The organism is Streptomyces sp. NPDC028991 (genome assembly GCF_055564775.1).
Genome location: NZ_JBVHVP010000014.1, coordinates 58,850 through 76,498 on the forward strand (window position 1 = coordinate 58,850; position 17,649 = coordinate 76,498).

13 protein-coding genes are annotated in these 17,649 nt (G+C 75.1%); 12 read left to right on the top strand and 1 reads right to left on the bottom strand.

Annotated elements, in window-relative coordinates; all coding sequences use genetic code 11:
- Positions 1–28 precede the first annotated feature (28 nt).
- From ACZ4V1_RS25005 to cobI, 6 genes are read left to right on the top strand one after another with little or no spacing between them, the layout of a single operon-like run.
- Complete coding sequence (locus ACZ4V1_RS25005) at positions 29–1,537, top strand: cobyric acid synthase (RefSeq protein WP_468339778.1); 1,509 nt, start codon at positions 29–31, stop codon at positions 1,535–1,537.
- A complete protein-coding gene (gene cobN / locus ACZ4V1_RS25010) occupies positions 1,534–5,187 on the top strand; it encodes a cobaltochelatase subunit CobN (RefSeq protein WP_468339780.1) in 3,654 nt (1,217 codons plus the stop codon). The genes ACZ4V1_RS25005 and cobN overlap by 4 nt, the downstream gene beginning before the upstream one ends.
- A complete protein-coding gene (locus tag ACZ4V1_RS25015) occupies positions 5,184–7,196 on the top strand; it encodes a putative cobaltochelatase (RefSeq protein ID WP_468339782.1) in 2,013 nt (670 codons plus the stop codon). Before cobN ends, ACZ4V1_RS25015 begins: the two co-directional genes overlap by 4 nt.
- Complete coding sequence (gene cobO, locus ACZ4V1_RS25020) at positions 7,196–7,795, top strand: cob(I)yrinic acid a,c-diamide adenosyltransferase (protein ID WP_468339784.1); 600 nt, start codon at positions 7,196–7,198, stop codon at positions 7,793–7,795. The genes ACZ4V1_RS25015 and cobO overlap by 1 nt, the downstream gene beginning before the upstream one ends.
- Entirely contained in the window at positions 7,789–9,240 is a 1,452-nt protein-coding gene (locus tag ACZ4V1_RS25025) for a cobyrinate a,c-diamide synthase (protein WP_468339785.1), read from the top strand. Before cobO ends, ACZ4V1_RS25025 begins: the two co-directional genes overlap by 7 nt.
- Positions 9,237–9,986: a precorrin-2 C(20)-methyltransferase gene (cobI, locus tag ACZ4V1_RS25030; protein WP_468339787.1), complete on the top strand. Its 750-nt coding sequence runs from the start codon at positions 9,237–9,239 to the stop codon at positions 9,984–9,986. Before ACZ4V1_RS25025 ends, cobI begins: the two co-directional genes overlap by 4 nt.
- An 11-nt stretch (positions 9,987–9,997) precedes the next feature.
- Here the strand turns inward: cobI and ACZ4V1_RS25035 are convergent, their stop codons facing one another.
- The gene (locus ACZ4V1_RS25035; RefSeq protein WP_468339789.1) at positions 9,998–10,726 is read right to left on the bottom strand and encodes a ZIP family metal transporter; all 729 of its coding nucleotides are present in this window, start codon (positions 10,724–10,726) and stop codon (positions 9,998–10,000) included.
- Positions 10,727–10,812: 86 nt separating this feature from the next.
- On the opposite strand from ACZ4V1_RS25035, the gene cobM reads away from it, so the two are divergent.
- The 6 genes from cobM to cobC are packed head-to-tail and all read left to right on the top strand — an operon-like array spanning position 10,813 to position 17,196.
- On the top strand, positions 10,813–11,655 hold the full coding sequence (gene cobM / locus ACZ4V1_RS25040) for a precorrin-4 C(11)-methyltransferase (RefSeq protein WP_468339791.1): 843 nt from the start codon (positions 10,813–10,815) through the stop codon (positions 11,653–11,655).
- Positions 11,652–12,887 (top strand): precorrin-6y C5,15-methyltransferase (decarboxylating) subunit CbiE, encoded by a 1,236-nt coding sequence (gene cbiE, locus ACZ4V1_RS25045; RefSeq protein ID WP_468339793.1) that lies wholly within the window; start codon positions 11,652–11,654, stop codon positions 12,885–12,887. The genes cobM and cbiE overlap by 4 nt, the downstream gene beginning before the upstream one ends.
- Entirely contained in the window at positions 12,884–14,602 is a 1,719-nt protein-coding gene (gene cobJ / locus ACZ4V1_RS25050; protein WP_468339795.1) for a precorrin-3B C(17)-methyltransferase, read from the top strand. Before cbiE ends, cobJ begins: the two co-directional genes overlap by 4 nt.
- Entirely contained in the window at positions 14,599–15,201 is a 603-nt protein-coding gene (locus tag ACZ4V1_RS25055; RefSeq protein ID WP_468339797.1) for a precorrin-8X methylmutase, read from the top strand. The genes cobJ and ACZ4V1_RS25055 overlap by 4 nt, the downstream gene beginning before the upstream one ends.
- Entirely contained in the window at positions 15,198–16,118 is a 921-nt protein-coding gene (locus ACZ4V1_RS25060; RefSeq protein WP_468339799.1) for a sirohydrochlorin chelatase, read from the top strand. Before ACZ4V1_RS25055 ends, ACZ4V1_RS25060 begins: the two co-directional genes overlap by 4 nt.
- Positions 16,090–17,196 (top strand): Rv2231c family pyridoxal phosphate-dependent protein CobC, encoded by a 1,107-nt coding sequence (gene cobC / locus ACZ4V1_RS25065; RefSeq protein WP_468339801.1) that lies wholly within the window; start codon positions 16,090–16,092, stop codon positions 17,194–17,196. The genes ACZ4V1_RS25060 and cobC overlap by 29 nt, the downstream gene beginning before the upstream one ends.
- The last annotated feature ends 453 nt before the right edge of the window (positions 17,197–17,649 follow it).

Sequence of the window (17,649 nt, forward strand, 5' to 3'; positions counted from 1 at the left end):
GTCGCCTCCTCGAGAAGGGACCTACGTCATGAACGGTGGCCTCCTCGTCGCCGGAACCACCTCGGACGCGGGCAAGAGCGTCGTCACCGCCGGGATCTGCCGCTGGCTGGTGCGCCAGGGCGTCAAGGTCGCGCCCTTCAAGGCGCAGAACATGTCGCTGAACTCCTTCGTGACCCGCGAGGGCGCCGAGATCGGGCGGGCGCAGGCCATGCAGGCCCAGGCGTGCCGCGTGGAACCCACCGCGCTGATGAACCCGGTGCTGCTCAAACCGGGCGGTGAGCGCAGCAGCCAGGTCGTGCTGCTCGGCAAGCCGGTCGGTGAGATGAGCGCCCGCGGCTACCACGGCGGGCGGCAGCGGCAGTTGCTCGGCACGGTGCTGGACTGTCTGGCCGAGCTGAGGGGCACGTATGACGCGGTGATCTGTGAGGGGGCGGGCAGTCCGGCCGAGATCAACCTGCGTCGGACCGACATCGTGAACATGGGGATCGCCCGGGGCGCCGGGCTGCCCGTGCTGGTGGTGGGCGACATCGACCGGGGCGGGGTCTTCGCCTCGTTCTTCGGGACGGTGGCGCTGCTCGCGCCCGAGGACCAGGCGCTGGTCGCCGGGTTCCTGGTGAACAAGTTCCGGGGCGACGTCTCCCTGCTGGAACCCGGCCTCGACATGCTCCACCGCCTCACCGGGCGGCGCACGTACGGCGTCCTGCCCTTCCGGCACGGGCTCGGCATCGACGAGGAGGACGGGCTGCGCGTCTCCCTGCGCGGGACGGTGCGCGAGTCGGTCGTCGCGCCGCCGGTCGGCGAGGACGTGCTGCGGGTCGCCGTCTGCGCGGTCCCGTTGATGTCCAACTTCACGGACGTGGACGCGCTCGCCGCCGAACCCGGTGTCGTGGTGCGCTTCGTGGACCGGCCGGAGGAGCTCGCCGACGCCGATCTCGTCGTCGTGCCGGGGACCCGCGGGACGGTCCGGGCGCTGGCGTGGCTGCGGGAGCGCGGGCTCGCGGACGCCCTCGCCCGCAGGGCCGCCGACGGCCGGCCCGTACTCGGCGTCTGCGGCGGGTTCCAGCTCCTGGGCGAGCACATCGAGGACGAGGTCGAGTCGCGCGCCGGACACGTGGACGGGCTCGGACTGCTGCCCGTGCGGGTGCGGTTCGCCCGCGAGAAGACCCTCACGCGGCCGGTGGGCGAGGCCTTCGGCGAGCGCGTCGAGGGGTACGAGATCCACCACGGGGTCGCGGAGGTCACCGGTGGGGAGCCCTTCCTGGACGGCTGCCGGGCCGGCCGGACCTGGGGCACCCACTGGCACGGTTCCCTGGAGTCGGACGGCTTCCGCCGGGCGTTCCTGCGCGAGGTGGCAGCCGCCGCGGGCCGCCGCTTCGTACCTGCCCCCGACACCTCCTTCGCCGCGCTGCGTGAGGAGCAGCTCGACCGGCTCGGCGACCTGATCGACCAGCACGCGGACACGGACGCGCTGTGGCGGCTCATCGAGTCCGGCGCGCCGCAAGGACTGCCCTTCATTCCACCGGGAGCGCCCGCATGAGCACAGTGTTGTTGTTGTCGACCGCCGACACGGACCTGCTGGCGGCCCGCGCGTCGGACGCCGCCTACCGGATCGGCAATCCGACCCGGGTCGACGTACGGGAGGAGCTGCCGGGGCTCGTCGAGGGCGCGGACGTCGCCGTCGTACGCCTGCTGGGCGGCAAGCGCGCCTGGGAGGACGGGCTCGCCGCGCTGAGGACCGCCGGCGTCCCGACCGTCCTGCTGGGCGGCGAGAGCGTGCCGGACGCGGAGCTGATGGCGGAGTCGTCGGTGCCGGCCGGCGTGGTGGCGGAGGCGCTGCGCTACCTCGTCGAGGGCGGGCCCGCGAACCTCACCCAGCTCGCCCGGTTCCTCTCCGACACGGTGCTGCTGACCGGCGAGGGCTTCGACGAGCCGGAGAAGATGCCGGAGTTCGGCGTGCACGGCGCCCGGGACGTCGTGGCGGGCCGGCCGACGGTCGGCGTGCTCTTCTACCGCGCCCACCAGCTCAGCGGCAACACCGCCTTCGTCGACACGCTGTGCGACGCGATCGAGGCGCACGGCGCCAACGCGCTGCCCGTGTACTGCGGTTCGCTGCGCGGCGCGGACCCCGGGCTGTACGAGTTGCTGGGCCGGACCGACGCCCTGGTCGCCACCGTCCTCGCGGCCGGCGGCACGCACGCCTCGCAGGCCTCGGCGGGCGGTGACGAGGAAGCCTGGGACATCGGCGCGCTGGCCGATCTGAACGTCCCGGTGCTGCAAGGGCTCTGCCTCACCTCCTCCCGCGCCGCCTGGGAGGCGTCCGACGCCGCCCTCTCCCCCATGGACGCGGCGATGCAGGTCGCCATCCCGGAGTTCGACGGGCGCCTGGTCACCGTGCCGTTCTCCTTCAAGGAGCAGGGGCCGGACGAGGTGCCGGTCTACGTCGCCGACCCCGAGCGGGCCGGGCGGGTCGCCGGGATCGCCGTACGGCACGCGGCGCTCAAGCACAAGGCGAACGCCGACAAGAAGCTCGCACTGGTCTTCACCGCGTACCCGACCAAGCACTCCCGCGTCGGCAACGCGGTCGGTCTCGACACCCCGGCGTCGGCGGTGCGGGTCCTGGACGCCCTCAGGGACGCCGGGTACTCCCTAACCGACTACCCGTCCGGCGGCGACGAGCTGATCCACCGGCTCATCGCCGCCGGCGGCCACGACGTCGAGTGGCTGACGGAGGACCAGTTGGCGGCGGCGCCCGCGCGGGTGCCGCTGGCCGACTACCGGGCGTGGTTCGAGAAGCTGGACCCCGAGCTGCGGAACGCGATGACCGAGGCGTGGGGCGAGCCGCCGGGCTCGCTGTACGTCGACGGGGACGACATCGTGCTCGCGTCCCTCCAGTTCGGGAACGTCGTCGTGATGATCCAGCCGCCGCGCGGCTTCGGCGAGAACCCGATCGCGATCTACCACGACCCCGACATGCCGCCGTCGCACCACTACATGGCGGCCTACCGCTGGCTGGACGACAGCTTCGGCGCCGACGCGATCGTGCACATGGGCAAGCACGGCACGATGGAGTGGCTGCCGGGCAAGGGCCTCGGCCTGAGCGCCGGCTGCGCCCCGGACGCGGTGCTGGGCGACCTGCCGCTGATCTACCCGTTCATCGTCAACGACCCCGGCGAGGGCACCCAGGCCAAACGGCGCGGGCACGCGACGGTGGTCGACCACCTCGTCCCGCCGATGGCGCGCGCCGACACCTACGGCGACCTGGCCAAACTGGAGCAGCTGCTCGACGAGTACGCGCTCGTCTCCGACCTGGACCCGGTCAAGGCGCCGGCGGTCCGCGCGCAGATCTGGACGCTGGTCAAGGCGGCCGAGCTCCACCACGACCTGCACGTGGACGACCAGCCGGACGACGACGCGTTCGACGAGTTCGTCATGCACATCGACGGCTACCTGTGCGAGATCAAGGACGTGCAGATCCGCGACGGCCTGCACATCCTGGGCGGCGGCCCGGTCGGCGAGCCGCGCGTGAACCTCGTACTGGCCGTGCTGCGCGCCTCGCAGGTGTGGGGCGGGCAGGCGAACGCGCTGCCGGGACTGCGGGCCTCGCTGGCCGGGCACTTCGGGCTGGTGGAGAAGGAGCTGCTGGCCGAGCCGGGCGCGCCGGTGAAGGTGCCGGTGGAGCTGACGGACCTGGTCGAGGGGCCCGCCCGCAGTGCCGCCGACGCGATCGACCTGCTGGAGCAGCTGTGCCGGCGGATGGCCGAGGGCATGGAGTCCCGGGCGTGGGACACCGCGGCCGTACCGGCTCTGGTGCGCGAGGTGCTGGGCGGTGAACTGCCCGACGCGGTGGCCGTGCTGGAGTTCGCCTGCACCGAGGTCGTACCGCGGCTCGCCCGGACGACGGACGAGATCGGGCACATCCTGCGGGCCCTGGACGGCGGCTATGTCCCGGCGGGTCCGTCGGGCTCCCCGACCCGCGGGCTGGTCAACGTGCTGCCGACCGGCCGGAACTTCTACTCCGTCGACCCCAAGGCGATCCCGTCCCGGCTGAGCTGGGAGGTCGGCCAGTCCCTCGCGGACTCGCTGATCCAGCGCTATCTGACCGACACCGGCGAGTACCCGAAGTCCGTCGGCCTCACGGTGTGGGGCACGTCCGCCATGCGCACCCAGGGCGACGACATCGCCGAGATCCTGGCGCTGCTGGGCTGCCGTCCGGTCTGGGACGACGCCTCGCGCCGGGTCACCGGCTTCGAGATCGTGCCGCCGGCCGAGCTGGGCCGGCCGCGCGTGGACGTGACCGTGCGCATCTCGGGCTTCTTCCGGGACGCGTTCCCGCACGTCGTCGGGCTGATCGACGACGCGGTGCGGGCGGTGGCGGAGCTGGACGAGTCCGTCGAGTCCAACTACGTACGGGCGCACGTGGAGGAGGACGCGGCCGAGCACGGCGACCGGCGGCGGGCCACGGCCCGCATCTTCGGCTCCAAGCCGGGCGCGTACGGTGCCGGGCTGCTGCCGCTGATCGACGCCCGCAACTGGCGCTCCGACGCCGACCTCGCCGAGGTGTACGCGGTGTGGGGCGGCTACGCCTACGGGCGCGGGCTCGACGGGCGGGCGGCGCGCGGGGACATGGAGACGGCGTTCCGGCGGATCGCGGTCGCGGCGAAGAACGTGGACACGCGTGAGCACGACCTCGTCGACGCCGACGACTACTTCCAGTACCACGGCGGCATGGTCGCCATGGTGCGGCACCTGACGGGGGCCTCCCCGGAGGCGTACGTCGGCGACTCGGCCACCCCCGACCAGGTGAAGACCCGGACGCTGGGCGAGGAGACCCACCGGGTGTTCCGGGCCCGGGTGGTCAACCCGCGCTGGATGGCGGCGATGCGCCGGCACGGCTACAAGGGCGCCTTCGAGATGGCGGCGACCGTGGACTACCTCTTCGGGTACGACGCCACGGCCGGGGTCGTGGACGACTGGATGTACGAGAAGCTCAGCGCCGAGTACGTCTTCGACCCGGAGAACCGGGACTTCATGAAGAAGTCCAACCCGTGGGCGCTGCGGGGTGTCACGGAGCGGCTGCTGGAAGCCGCCGACCGCGGCCTGTGGGCCGAACCGGACGCGGAGACGCTGGAGCGGCTGCGCGCCACCTATCTGGAGCTCGAGGGCGACTTGGAGGGCGACGAGAAGTGAGTACCCCGTTCCCGTTCACGGCCGTCGTCGGCCAGGACGACCTGCGGCTCGCGCTGCTGCTGAACGCCGTCTCCCCGGCGGTCGGCGGCGTCCTGGTGCGCGGCGAGAAGGGCACCGCCAAGTCCACGGCCGTGCGCGCGCTGTCGGCGCTGATGCCGGAGGTGGACGTCGTCTCCGGGTGCCGGTTCTCCTGCGACCCGGACGCGCCCGACCCCGGCTGCCCGGACGGCCCGCACGAGCCGGGGGCCTTCGTGTCCCGCCCCGCGCGCATGGTGGAACTCCCCGTCGGCGCCTCCGAGGACCGGCTGGTCGGCGCCCTCGACATCGAGCGGGCCCTCTCCGAGGGCGTGAAGGCCTTCGAGCCGGGCCTGCTGGCCGACGCGCACCGCGGGATCCTGTACGTCGACGAGGTCAACCTGCTCCACGACCACCTGGTCGACCTGCTGCTGGACGCCGCCGCGATGGGCGCCTCGTACGTCGAGCGCGAGGGCGTCTCCGTGCGGCACGCCTCGAAGTTCCTGCTGGTGGGGACCATGAACCCCGAGGAGGGCGAGCTGCGGCCGCAGCTGCTCGACCGGTTCGGGCTGACCGTCGAGGTAGCGGCCTCGCGCGAGCCCGACCAGCGGGTGGAGGTCGTACGGCGCCGGCTCGCCCACGACGACGACCCGGCCGGCTTCGCCGCGCGCTGGGCCGACGAGGAGGCCGCCGTACGGGCGCGGATCGTGGCGGCGCGGGAGCTGCTGCCCTCGGTGCGGCTCGGCGACGGGGCGCTGCGGCAGATCGCGGCGACCTGTGCCGCCTTCGAGGTGGACGGCATGCGCGCCGACATCGTGATGGCGCGGACGGCCACCGCGCTGGCGGCCTGGGCGGGGCGGACCGAGGTACTGGCGGAGGACGTGCGGCAGGCGGCGCTGCTGGCGCTCCCGCACCGGCGGCGGCGCAATCCCTTCGACGCGCCGGGGCTCGACGAGGACAAACTCGACGAGACGCTGGAGGAGTTCGGCGGGCAGGGCGAGGACGGCGACGACGATCCCGATCCGGGGCCCGACGGTCCCGGTGGGCCCGGCGGTCAGCCGGAGCCCGACGACGCCCCGCAGGGGGACGGTGACACCGCCGCGCGGCCCGAGGCCGGGGAGGGCGGGGAGCCGCAGCCTTCCGGCGGCGGTGCCGGTGAGCAGTCCCCCGCGCGGTCCGCCGAGCCGTTCCGCACGAAGGTGCTGAGCGTGCCCGGACTCGGCGAGGGCGCCGCCGGGCGGCGTTCGCGGGCGCGGACCGAGCACGGGCGGACCACCGGGGCCCGGCGCCCCCGGGGGGCGCTGACCAAGCTGCACCTGGCTGCCACCGTGCAGGCCGCCGCCCCGCACCAGCGGGCCCGGGGACGGTCGGGGCCCGGTCTGGTGGTGCGCCGGGACGATCTGCGGCAGGCGAGCCGCGAGGGACGTGAGGGCAATCTCGTGCTGTTCGTCGTGGACGCCTCCGGGTCGATGGCCGCGCGGCAGCGGATGGGCGCCGTCAAGGGTGCCGTGCTGTCGCTGCTGCTGGACGCGTACCAGCGTCGGGACAAAGTGGGGCTGGTGACGTTCCGGGGTTCGGCCGCCGATGTCGCCCTGCCGCCGACCTCGTCGGTGGACGCGGCGGCGGTCCGTCTGGAGTCGCTGCCGACCGGGGGGCGTACGCCGCTCGCGGCCGGGCTGCTCAAGGCGCACGAGGTGCTGCGGGTGGAGCGGCTGCGGGATCCGGCGCGGCGGGCGCTGGTCGTGGTGGTGACGGACGGGCGGGCGACCGGCGGCCCGGAGCCCGTCGCGCTGGCGGGGCGTGCGGCGCGGCTGCTGGCGGCCGGGGGTGTCGCCTCGGTGGTCGTGGACTGCGAGTCGGGGCCGGTGCGGCTGGGGCTGGCCGGGCAGCTCGCGGGTGAGCTGGGCGGTACGGCGGTGACGCTCGACGAGCTGCGGGCGGACTCGATCGCCGGTCTGGTGAGGGACGTTCAGGGCAGCAGGAGGGCCGCGTAATGCCGCAGGGCAAGCCGAGTGTCGTACCGGACGACGGACTGACGACGCGTCAGCGGCGGAACCGTCCGCTGGTCGTCGTGCACACGGGTGTGGGCAAGGGCAAGTCGACCGCCGCCTTCGGGCTGGCGCTGCGGGCCTGGAACCAGGGGTGGCCGATCGGGGTGTTCCAGTTCGTCAAGTCGGCGAAGTGGAAGGTCGGCGAGGAGAACGCGCTGCGGGTGCTGGGCGCCAGTGGTGAGGGCGGGCCGGTCGACTGGCACAAGATGGGCGAGGGCTGGTCCTGGGTCCAGCGCGACGCGCAGATGGACAACGAGGAGAAGGCCCGGGAGGGCTGGGAGCAGGTCAAGCGGGACCTCGCCGCCGAGACGTACAAGCTCTACGTCCTGGACGAGTTCGCCTACCCGATGCACTGGGGGTGGGTCGACACCGACGAGGTCGTGTCCGTGCTGCGGGACCGGCCCGGGACCCAGCACGTCGTGATCACCGGGCGGAACGCCCCGGAGGAGCTGGTGGGGTTCGCCGACCTGGTGACCGACATGTCCAAGGTCAAGCACCCGATGGACGCGGGGCAGAAGGGGCAGAGGGGCATCGAGTGGTGACCTCGCCTTCCGTTCCCCGGCTGGTCATCGCCGCGCCCTCCTCGGGGAGCGGCAAGACCACCGTCGCCACGGGGCTGATGGCCGCGCTCGCCGCGCGGGGACTCGCCGTGTCGCCGCACAAGGTCGGGCCCGACTACATCGACCCCGGGTACCACGCGCTCGCCACCGGGCGGGTGGGGCGGAACCTGGACGCGTACCTGTGCGGGGCAAAGCTGGTGGCTCCGCTGTTCCTGCACGGGGCGCGCGGCTGCGACATCGCGGTCGTCGAGGGTGTGATGGGACTGTACGACGGTGCCGCCGGGGAGGGTGAGCTGGCGTCCACCGCGCACGTCGCCAAGCTGCTGCGCGCGCCGGTCGTGCTGGTCGTCGACGCGTCCTCGCAGTCGCGGTCGGTGGCGGCGCTGGTGCACGGGTTCGTGAGCTGGGACCCGCAGGTGCGGGTCGGGGGCGTGATCCTCAACAAGGTCGGGTCGGATCGGCACGAAGTGCTGCTCCGGGAGGCCTTGGACTCCGTCGGGGTGCCGGTGCTCGGTGTGCTGCGGCGGGCCGCACCGGTGCAGACGCCGTCGCGGCATCTGGGGTTGGTGCCGGTTGCCGAGCGGGGGCCGGAGGCGGTCGACGCCGTTGCGGCGATGGCCGCGCTGGTCTCCGACGGGTGTGATCTGGAGGCGCTGGTCGGGTTGGCGCGGAGTGCCGGGGCGTTGGGATGTGCGCCCTGGGATGCGGGTGAGGCTCTTGGTTCTTCGCCCCCGCCGCCCCTTCCCGTTCCGGCCTCGGGGGCTGCCGCCCCCGAACTCTCGTTTTCGGCCCTGGACGGGCCTCGTCCTCGAACGCCGGACGGGCCGAAGCGCGTCGCCGTCGCCGGTGGTGCCGCGTTCACGTTCTCCTACGCCGAGCACTCCGAGCTGCTCGCCGCCGCCGGGGCCGAGGTCGTCACCTTCGATCCCCTGCGGGACGAGGAACTGCCCGACGGGACCGTCGGGTTGGTTGTGGGGGGCGGGTTCCCCGAGGTCCACGCCTCCGGCCTGTCCGCCAACGAGCCGCTGCGCAAGGCCGTCGCCGAGCTGGCGTCGAGCGGTGCGCCCGTCGCCGCCGAGTGTGCGGGGCTGCTGTATCTGTGCCGGGAGCTGGACGGGCTGCCGATGTGCGGGGTGCTGGACGCCTCGGCGCGGATGTCGGAGCGGCTGACGCTGGGTTACCGGGACGCCGTGGCCGTGTCCGACAGCGCGCTGGCCGCCGCGGGGACGCGGATGCGGGGGCACGAGTTCCACCGGACGGTCGTGGTCCCGGGGGCCGGGGCGGCGCCGGCGTGGGGGATTCGGGCGCCCGAGCGGCGCGTCGAGGGATTTGTGGAGCGCGGTGTGCACGCGAGCTATCTGCACACGCACTGGGCGTCCGAGCCCGGTGTCGCCCGTCGGTTCGTGGAGAGGTGCCGCACGTCATGAGCAGCAGGTTGATCGGTGTCGGGGTGGGTCCCGGGGATCCCGAGCTGGTGACCGTCAAGGGGGTCAACGCGCTGCGGGCCGCCGAGGTCGTCGTCGTACCCGTGCTGGCCGCGCCCGACGGGAAGGACGGCGGTGAGCCCGGGCGGGCGGAGGCGACCGTGCTGCACTACGTGGGCGCCGAGAAGGTCGTACGGGTCGTGTTCGCGTTGAACGAGCGCACCGACCGGGCGCGGCGCGAGGCGGCCTGGGACGCGGCCGGGGAGCGGGTGGCCGGGCTGCTGAGGGAGCACGGCCGCGTCGCCTTCGCCACCATCGGCGACCCCAACGTGTACTCGACCTTCACCTATCTCGCGCAGACCGTCGGCGGTCTCGTGCCGGGCACCGTCGTGGAGACCGTGCCGGGTATCACCGCGATGCAGGACCTCGCGGCGCGGTCGGGTGCCGTGCTGACCGAGGGCACCGAGCCGCTGACGCTGGTGCCGGTGACCGCGGGCGCCGCCGTGCTCAGGGAGGCCCTGAACGGGCCCGGCACGGTCGTCGCCTACAAGTTCGGCCGGCAGGCGGCCGAGGTCGCCGAGGCGCTGCGGGAGACCGGGCGGCTGGACGACGCCGTGTGGGGGTCGGCGCTGGGGCTGCCGGAGGAGTCCGTGCGGGCGGCGGCGGAGCTGGACGGTGCGCCACTGCCCTACCTGTCGACGCTCATCGCGCCCGCGCGGCGCCAGGGCGGACGGGGCGGGAAGCTGTGACCGGGCACGCCTCATTCGGCGACGCCCACCACCAGCCAGATGAACGCCGCGCCCGCGACCGTGCACAGCAGGGTCGAGCGGGCCGGGTGCTCATGGTGGGCCTCGGGGAGGATCTCGGCGGCGGCGAGGTAGAGCAGCGCGCCGCCGAACAGCCCGAGATAGGCGCCGAGTACGCCCTCCGGGATCGTGAACAGCAGCGTGGAGGCGGCGCCCGCCACGGGGGCCACGGCGTCGGCGACCAGCATCGCGATGGCCCGGCGGCGGGCGTTCCCGTACAGGGTGGTGAGCGTGTAGGTGTTGAAGCCGTCCGCGAAGTCGTGGGCGATCACGGCCACCGCGACGGCCGCGCCCATGCCGCCGCCGATCTGGAAGGCCGCGCCGATCGCCACGCCGTCCATCGCGCTGTGCCCGACCATCGCGGCGGCGGCCGTCAGGCCCACCTCGGGCGAGCGGTGCCCGTGCTCGTCGGCGCCGTGCGCGGCGCGGCGGGCCGCCAGCAGGCGTTCCACCAGGTGCGCGAGCAGGAATCCGGCGACGAACAGCAGCAGCGCCTCGGGCACGCCGAACACCTCGTCGCCCGCCGCCTCCAGTGCCTCGGGCAGCAGGTCGAGGCCGACCACGCCCAGCATCAGGCCGCCGGCCAGGCCCAGGACGAGATGACGCCGGTCGGTCACGCGCTGTGCCGTCCAGCCGCCGGCCAGCGTCATCAGGAACGCGCCGAGCGCGACGAAGACCGCCATGGGCCCTTGCTATCCGATCGGAGCGCGGATCCGTGCGCGCGACAGCGGCAACCGCAGTAAATATGCGTAGGAAAGGACCCCATCCCATGGCTTCCGTGGCTTCCGAGGCCTCCGTGGCCGATGCCTCCGGCAAGGTGACCTTCGTCGGTGCCGGTCCCGGCGCCGCCGACCTGCTGACGTTCCGCGCCGCGCGTGCCATCGCCGAGGCCGACGTCGTGATCTGGGCGGCGAGCCTGGTCCAGGCGGAGGTCCTCCAGCACGCCCGCGAGGACGCGGAGGTCCTGGACTCGGCGCAGATGTCGCTGGAGGACGTCGTCGCCGTCTACCGGCGGGCCCGGGCGGAGGGGCTGCGGGTGGCCCGCATCCACTCCGGCGACCCGGCGCTGTGGGGCGGTACGCAGGAACAGCTGGACCGGTGCGCGGAGATCGGCATCGCGACCGAGATCGTGCCCGGCGTCTCCGCCTTCTCCGCGGTCGCCGCGCTCGCGCAGCGGGAGCTGACCATCCCGGAGGTCGCGCAGTCGGTCGTCCTCACCCGGCTCGGCGGCGGCAAGACGCCGATGCCGCCCGGGGAGGAGGTCCGCGAGTTCGCGAAGCACGGCACCACCATGGCGGTCTTCCTGTCCGCGGCCCGCAGCGGCCAGTTGGTGCGCGAGCTGCTGGAGGGCGGCTATCCGACCGAGACGCCGGTCGTCGTCGCGTACCAGGCCACCTGGCCGGAGGAGCTGGTCGTGCGGTGCACGATCGGCACGCTGGAGGAGACGGTCAAGGAGCACAAGCTCTGGAAGCACACCCTCTTCCTGGTCGGCCCGGCCCTCGACGCGCACGGCACCCGCTCCCACCTGTACCACCCGGGGCACTTCCACGGCTACCGCAGGGCCGATCCCGAGGCGCGCCGGGCATTGCGCACGCGGGGTGCCGGCACGTGATCACGGTGGTGGGCATGGGGGCCGGGACGCCGCCTGCCGAGGACGTCGCCGCCGGTGCCGAGCTGGTCGTCGGCGGGCGGCGCCATCTGGACGCGGTACGGCTGCCCAAGGGGGCCGGGCGGGTCGTGCTCGGGGCGCTGGCGCCCGCCCTCGACACGGTCGCGGAGTACGTCGCCGAGGAGCGGCGGGTGGTCGTGCTGGCCTCCGGTGACCCGGGGTTCTTCGGGATCGTGCGGGCGCTGGCGGAGCGGTTCGGGCCGGAGCGGCTCGATGTCCGGCCCGGTGTCTCGTCCGTCGCCGCCGCCTTCGCGCGGGTCGGGCTGCCGTGGGACGACGCCGTGCTGGCCAGCGCGCACGGACGGGATCTGCGGACGGCGGTGAACGTGTGCCGGGCGCACCCCAAGGTCGCCGTACTGACGGGGCCCGGGGCCGGTCCGGCGGAGCTGGGGGCCGCGCTGCGGGCCGACCCGCGGGTCCTCGTCGTCGCCTCCGCGCTGGGGTCGGCCGAGGAGCGCGTGGAGCGGGTGACGCCCGCCGAGGCCGCCGTCCGCGACTGGGGGACGGCGGTGAGCGTGGTGCTGTGTCTGGACGAGGCGCGGGCGCTGGGCCCGGTCCGGACGATCGCCGGGCCGCGGCCGGGTCCCGCCGGGTGGGCGCTGGTTGAGGCCGAGTTCGCGCACCGCGACTCGATGATCACGAAGTTCGAGGTGCGGGCGCTGGCGCTGGCCCGGCTCGGGCCCCGTCCCGGTGACCTGGTGTGGGACGTCGGGGCGGGCTCCGGGTCGGTGGCCGTGGAGTGCGCGCGGCTCGGCGCCGCCGTCACCGCCGTCGAGAAGACCCCGGACGGGGTCGCGCGCGTCCGCGCCAACGCCGCCGCGCACGGCGTCGGCGTCCGGGTGGTGCACGGGTCGGCGCCCACCGTGCTGTCCGACCTGGGCGAGGACCCCGACGCCGTGTTCGTGGGCGGTGGCGGGCGCGAACTGCCCGCGATCGTCGCGCAGTGCGCGCGGCGGGCACGGCGGGCCGTGGTCGTCGCCATGGCCGCGCTGGACCGGGTGCCGGCGGTCCGCCGGGCACTGCTCGACGCCGGACTGGAGTGCGACGGGGTGCTGCTGCAGTCGTCCCGGCTCGCGCCGCTGCCGGGGGACGTGACCCGGCTGGCGGCGGCCAATCCCGTCTTCCTGCTGTGGGGCGTGAGGCCGCACAGCCGTACCGAAGGAGTTGCCCCTTGATCGGCCTCATTTCCGCCACCGCGGCGGGAGCGGTCGCGCGGGACCGGCTGGCCACGGCGTGGCCGGACCGCACGCGCGTGTACGAGGGTCCAGTCGCGGACGCCGTACGGACCGCGTTCGCCGAGTGCGAGCAGCTCGTGTGCTTCCTCGCCACGGGGGCCGTGGTACGGCTCGTGGCGCCGCTGCTGGACGACAAGCGGACCGACCCCGGTGTGGTGTGCGTCGACGAGGGCGGGCGGTTCGCCGTGTCGCTGGTCGGCGGCCACGGGGGCGGCGCCAACGAACTCGCCGCCGCGGTCGGCGAGGTGCTGGGCGCCGAGCCGGTGGTGACGACGGCGACGGACGCGGTCGGACTGCCCGGCCTGGACACGCTCGGACTGCCCGTGGAGGGCGACGTCGCCGGGGTCTCGCGGGCTCTGCTGGACGGCGAGCGGGTGGCCCTGCGGGCGGACGTGGCCTGGCCGCTGCCGCCGCTGCCGGTCGCCGAGGACGGGGCCTACGCGGTCCGGCTGACGGACCGCCTGGTGGAGCCGGCCGAAGGTGAGGCCGTGCTGCGTCCGCCGTCCCTGGTCGTCGGCGTCGGCGCCTCCAGGGGGGCACCGGTCGACGAGGTGCTCGGGCTGGTGGAGGAGGCCCTGCGGGACGCCGGACTGTCCGCCGCGTCGGTCGCCGAGCTGGCCACCGTGGACGCCAAGGCGGACGAGCCCGGAATCGTGCGGGCGGCGGAGCGGCTCGGTGTGCCCCTGGTGACGTACTCCGCCGGGGAGCTGGCGGGCGTCGAGGTACCCAACCCGTCCGACGCCCCGCTCGCGGCGGTGGGCACGCCGTCGGTCGCGGAGGCGGCGGCGCTGGTGCGCGGCGGCGAACTCCTCGTGCCCAAGCGCAAGTCGGCGGCGCGGCCCGCGATGGCCACCTGCGCCGTCGTGCGGCGGCCGGGGCGCGGGCGGCTCGCGGTGGTCGGGCTCGGGCCGGGCGCCCGGGACCTGGTCACGCCGCGCGCGCAGGCCGAGTTGCGGCGGGCCTCGGTACTGGTCGGCCTCGACCAGTACGTCGACCAGATCCGCGACCTGCTGCGGCCGGGCACCCGGGTCCTGGAGTCGGGGCTCGGGGCCGAGGAGGAGCGGGCCCGGACCGCGGTCGAGGAGGCCCGGCGCGGGCACGCCGTCGCGCTGATCGGCAGCGGGGACGCCGGGGTGTACGCCATGGCCTCCCCCGCGCTGGCCGAGGCGTCCGACGACATCGACGTGGTCGGGGTGCCCGGGGTGACGGCGGCGCTGGCGGCCGGGGCGGTCCTGGGGGCGCCGCTCGGCCACGACCACGTGTCGATCAGCCTGTCCGACCTGCACACGCCGTGGGCGGTCATCGAGCGGCGGGTGCGGGCGGCGGCCGAGGCGGACATCGTCGTGACGTTCTACAACCCGCGCAGCCGGGGCCGCGACTGGCAGCTGCCCGAGGCGCTGGCGATCCTCGCGGAGCACCGGGAGCCGGCGACGCCGGTCGGTGTCGTGCGCAACGCGTCGCGGGCCGACGAGTCCAGCCGCCTGACCACGCTCGCCGCTCTCGATCCGGCGACGGTCGACATGATGACGGTCGTGACGGTGGGCAACACCGCGACCCGGGAGATCGCCGGGCGCATGGTGACGCCGCGCGGCTACCGCTGGCAGGCGGCATCGACGAGCGGCTCCGCCGCGGGGTCTCGGGAGGAGCCGAAGTGAGCCGTGTCGTGCACCCCATCGAACAGGAGTCCTTCCGGCGGCTGCGCGCCCGGCTGGACACCTCGCACTTCCCGCCGCTGACCCGGGCGGTGGTGGAGCGGGTCGTCCACTCCGCCGCCGACCTGGACTACGCCACCGACCTCGTCACGGACGAGGCCGCGCTGGAGAGGGCGTACGCCGCGCTGCACGCCGGGGCGCCCGTCGTCGTGGACGTCGAGATGGTCGCCGCGGGCATCACCCGGCGCGAGACGGTCTGCCGTCTGGCCGACGCCCAGGCCGGACCGGGCCTGACCCGCTCCGCGCACGCCGTGCGGCTGGCGTACGAGCAGGTCGGGCCGGGCGCGCTGTGGGTGATCGGCTGCGCGCCGACCGCCCTGGAGGAGCTGCTCACCCTGGACGCCGCCCCGGCGCTCGTCATCGGTCTGCCCGTCGGCTTCGTCGGCGCGGCCGAGTCCAAGGCCGCGTTGCGCGAGAGCGGGCTGCCCGCCGTCAGCAACGTGTCCGAGAAGGGCGGCTCGGCGGTCGCCGCCGCCGCTCTCAACGCCCTGCTGTACCACCCCACTTCGTACTCCGATGCGTACTCCGAGGAGAAATCGTGACCACCCCGCCGCCCGCCCTGCTCATCGCCGGACACGGCACCCGGGACGAGGCCGGAGCCGAGGCCTTCCGCGACTTCGTGCGCGAGCTGGGCCGCCGCCACCCCGAACTGCCCGTCGCGGGCGGCTTCATCGAGCTGTCCCCGCCGCCGCTGGGCGAGGCGGTCGCCGAGCTGGTCGAGCGCGGGGTGCGCCGGTTCGCCGCGGTGCCGCTGATGCTGGTGTCCGCCGGGCACGCCAAGGGCGACATCCCCGCGGCGCTGTCCCGCGAGCAGGAGCGCCACCCCGGCATCTCGTACACGTACGGGCGCCCGCTGGGCCCGCACCCGGCGCTGCTGCGGGTGCTGGAGCGCCGGCTGGCGGCGGCGGTCGACCCGTCCTGGGACCCCGCCGAGGTGACCGTGCTGCTGGTCGGGCGCGGGTCGACGGACCCGGACGCCAACGCCGAGGTGTTCAAGGCGGCGCGGCTGCTGTGGGAGGGGCGCGGGTACGCGGCCGTGGAGACGGCGTTCGTGTCACTGGCGAAGCCGGACGTGCCGGGCGGCCTGGACCGGTGCGTGCGGCTGGGGGCGCGGCGGGTCGTGGTCCTGCCGTACTTCCTGTTCACCGGCATCCTCCCGGACCGGGTCCGGAACCAGACCGAGGAGTGGGCCGCCGCGCATCCCGGGACCGAGGTGCGCTCGGCGGACGTCATCGGGCCGGAGCCGGAGCTGCTGGACCTGGTGTGGGAGCGCTACGAGGAGGCCGTCAAGGGCGACCTGCGGATGAACTGCGACTCGTGCGTGTACCGGATCGCGCTGCCGGGGTTCGAGGACAAGGTGGGGCTGCCGCAGCAGCCGCACTTCCACCCCGACGACGACGGCCATCACCACCACGGGCACCATCACGGGCATGGACACGCACACTCCCATGCACACTGAGGCCGGGGCGCCGGGTCCCGGCCTGCGGCAGGGTCCCGATCTGCGGCACCACGGGGACGCCGAGGTCCGCGACGACGGCTCGGCGCTGGTGGACCTCGCGGTGAACGTCCGCGCGGACACGCCCCCGGCCTGGCTGCGCGAGCACGTCGCCGGCTCGCTCGGCTCCCTGGCGGCCTACCCGGACGGGCGGGCCGCGCGGGCGGCGGTGGCGGCGCGGCACGGGCTGCCGGTGGAGCGGGTGCTGCTCACGGCGGGCGCGGCGGAGGCGTTCGTACTGCTGGCGCGGGCGCTGAAGGTGCGTCGGCCGGTCGTGGTGCACCCCCAGTTCACGGAGCCGGAGGCGGCGCTGCGCGACGCCGGGCACACGGTGGGCCGGGTGCTGCTCCGGGAGGCGGACGGCTTCCGGCTCGGCCCGGCCGCCGTCCCGGAGGACGCCGACCTGGTGGTGATCGGCAATCCGACGAACCCGACGTCGGTGCTGCACCCGGCGGCCTCGCTCACGCGGCTGGCGCGCCCCGGGCGGACGCTGGTCGTGGACGAGGCGTTCATGGACGCGGTGCCGGGCGAGCGGGAGGCGCTGGCCGGGCGCACGGACGTGCCGGGACTGGTCGTCCTGCGCAGCCTCACCAAGACCTGGGGGCTGGCCGGGCTGCGCATCGGGTACGTCCTGGCGGCTCCGGAGACGATCACCGACCTGGAGCGCGCCCAGCCGCTGTGGCCGGTGTCCACGCCGGCGCTGGCGGCCGCCGAGGCGTGTGTGGCGCCGCGGGCGCTGGCGGAGGCCGCCCACGCCGCCCACCGCATCGCCGCGGACCGGGACCGTCTCGTCGCCGGGCTGGCTGAGTTCGCCGGCGCCGGGCTGCGGGTCGCCGTCCCGGCCGAGGGCCCCTTCGTCCTCGTCCGCCTCCCGCACGCCGCCGCCGTACGCCACCGGCTGCGCGACCTCGGGTACGCGGTACGGCGCGGGGACACGTTCCCGGGGCTGGGCGAGGAGTGGCTGCGCCTGGCGGTACGGGACCGGGCGACGACGGACGGCTTCCTGCGGGCGCTGGGGCGGGCGCTGGCAACACCGCGCTGAGACACCCGGCCCGCGCCGGGCTCCCCCGTGGGCCCGGTCGGGGTCGGTCCCGGCTCGCCGGGTCAGGTCCGGTGCCCGGGCGCCCCGCGCAGCCACGCCTCGTCGGCCGGTCCGGGGCGGCCCCGGTCCCGGCCCGTCCGAGTCGACCACGGTCCGGCTCGACCAGGCCCGTCCGAGTCGGCCCCGGCCCGCTCCGGCTCGACCCCGGCCCGGTCTGGCTCGACCCAGGCCCGGTCAGGCTCGACCCCGGCCCGGTCAGGCTCGACCCCGGGTCGGTCCGGGTCGGTCCGGGACTGGACCGACCGGTGCTCGGACCGGTGCTCGGACCGGTGCTCGGACCGGTTGCTCGGTCGCCCCGCGCGGCCACGCCTCGTCGGCCGGCCCGCGTCCCGCTCAGCCGCCCGGCGCAGCCTCGGTCGATCGCCCGGCCCTCGCCTCCTCGGCCCCCGGCGC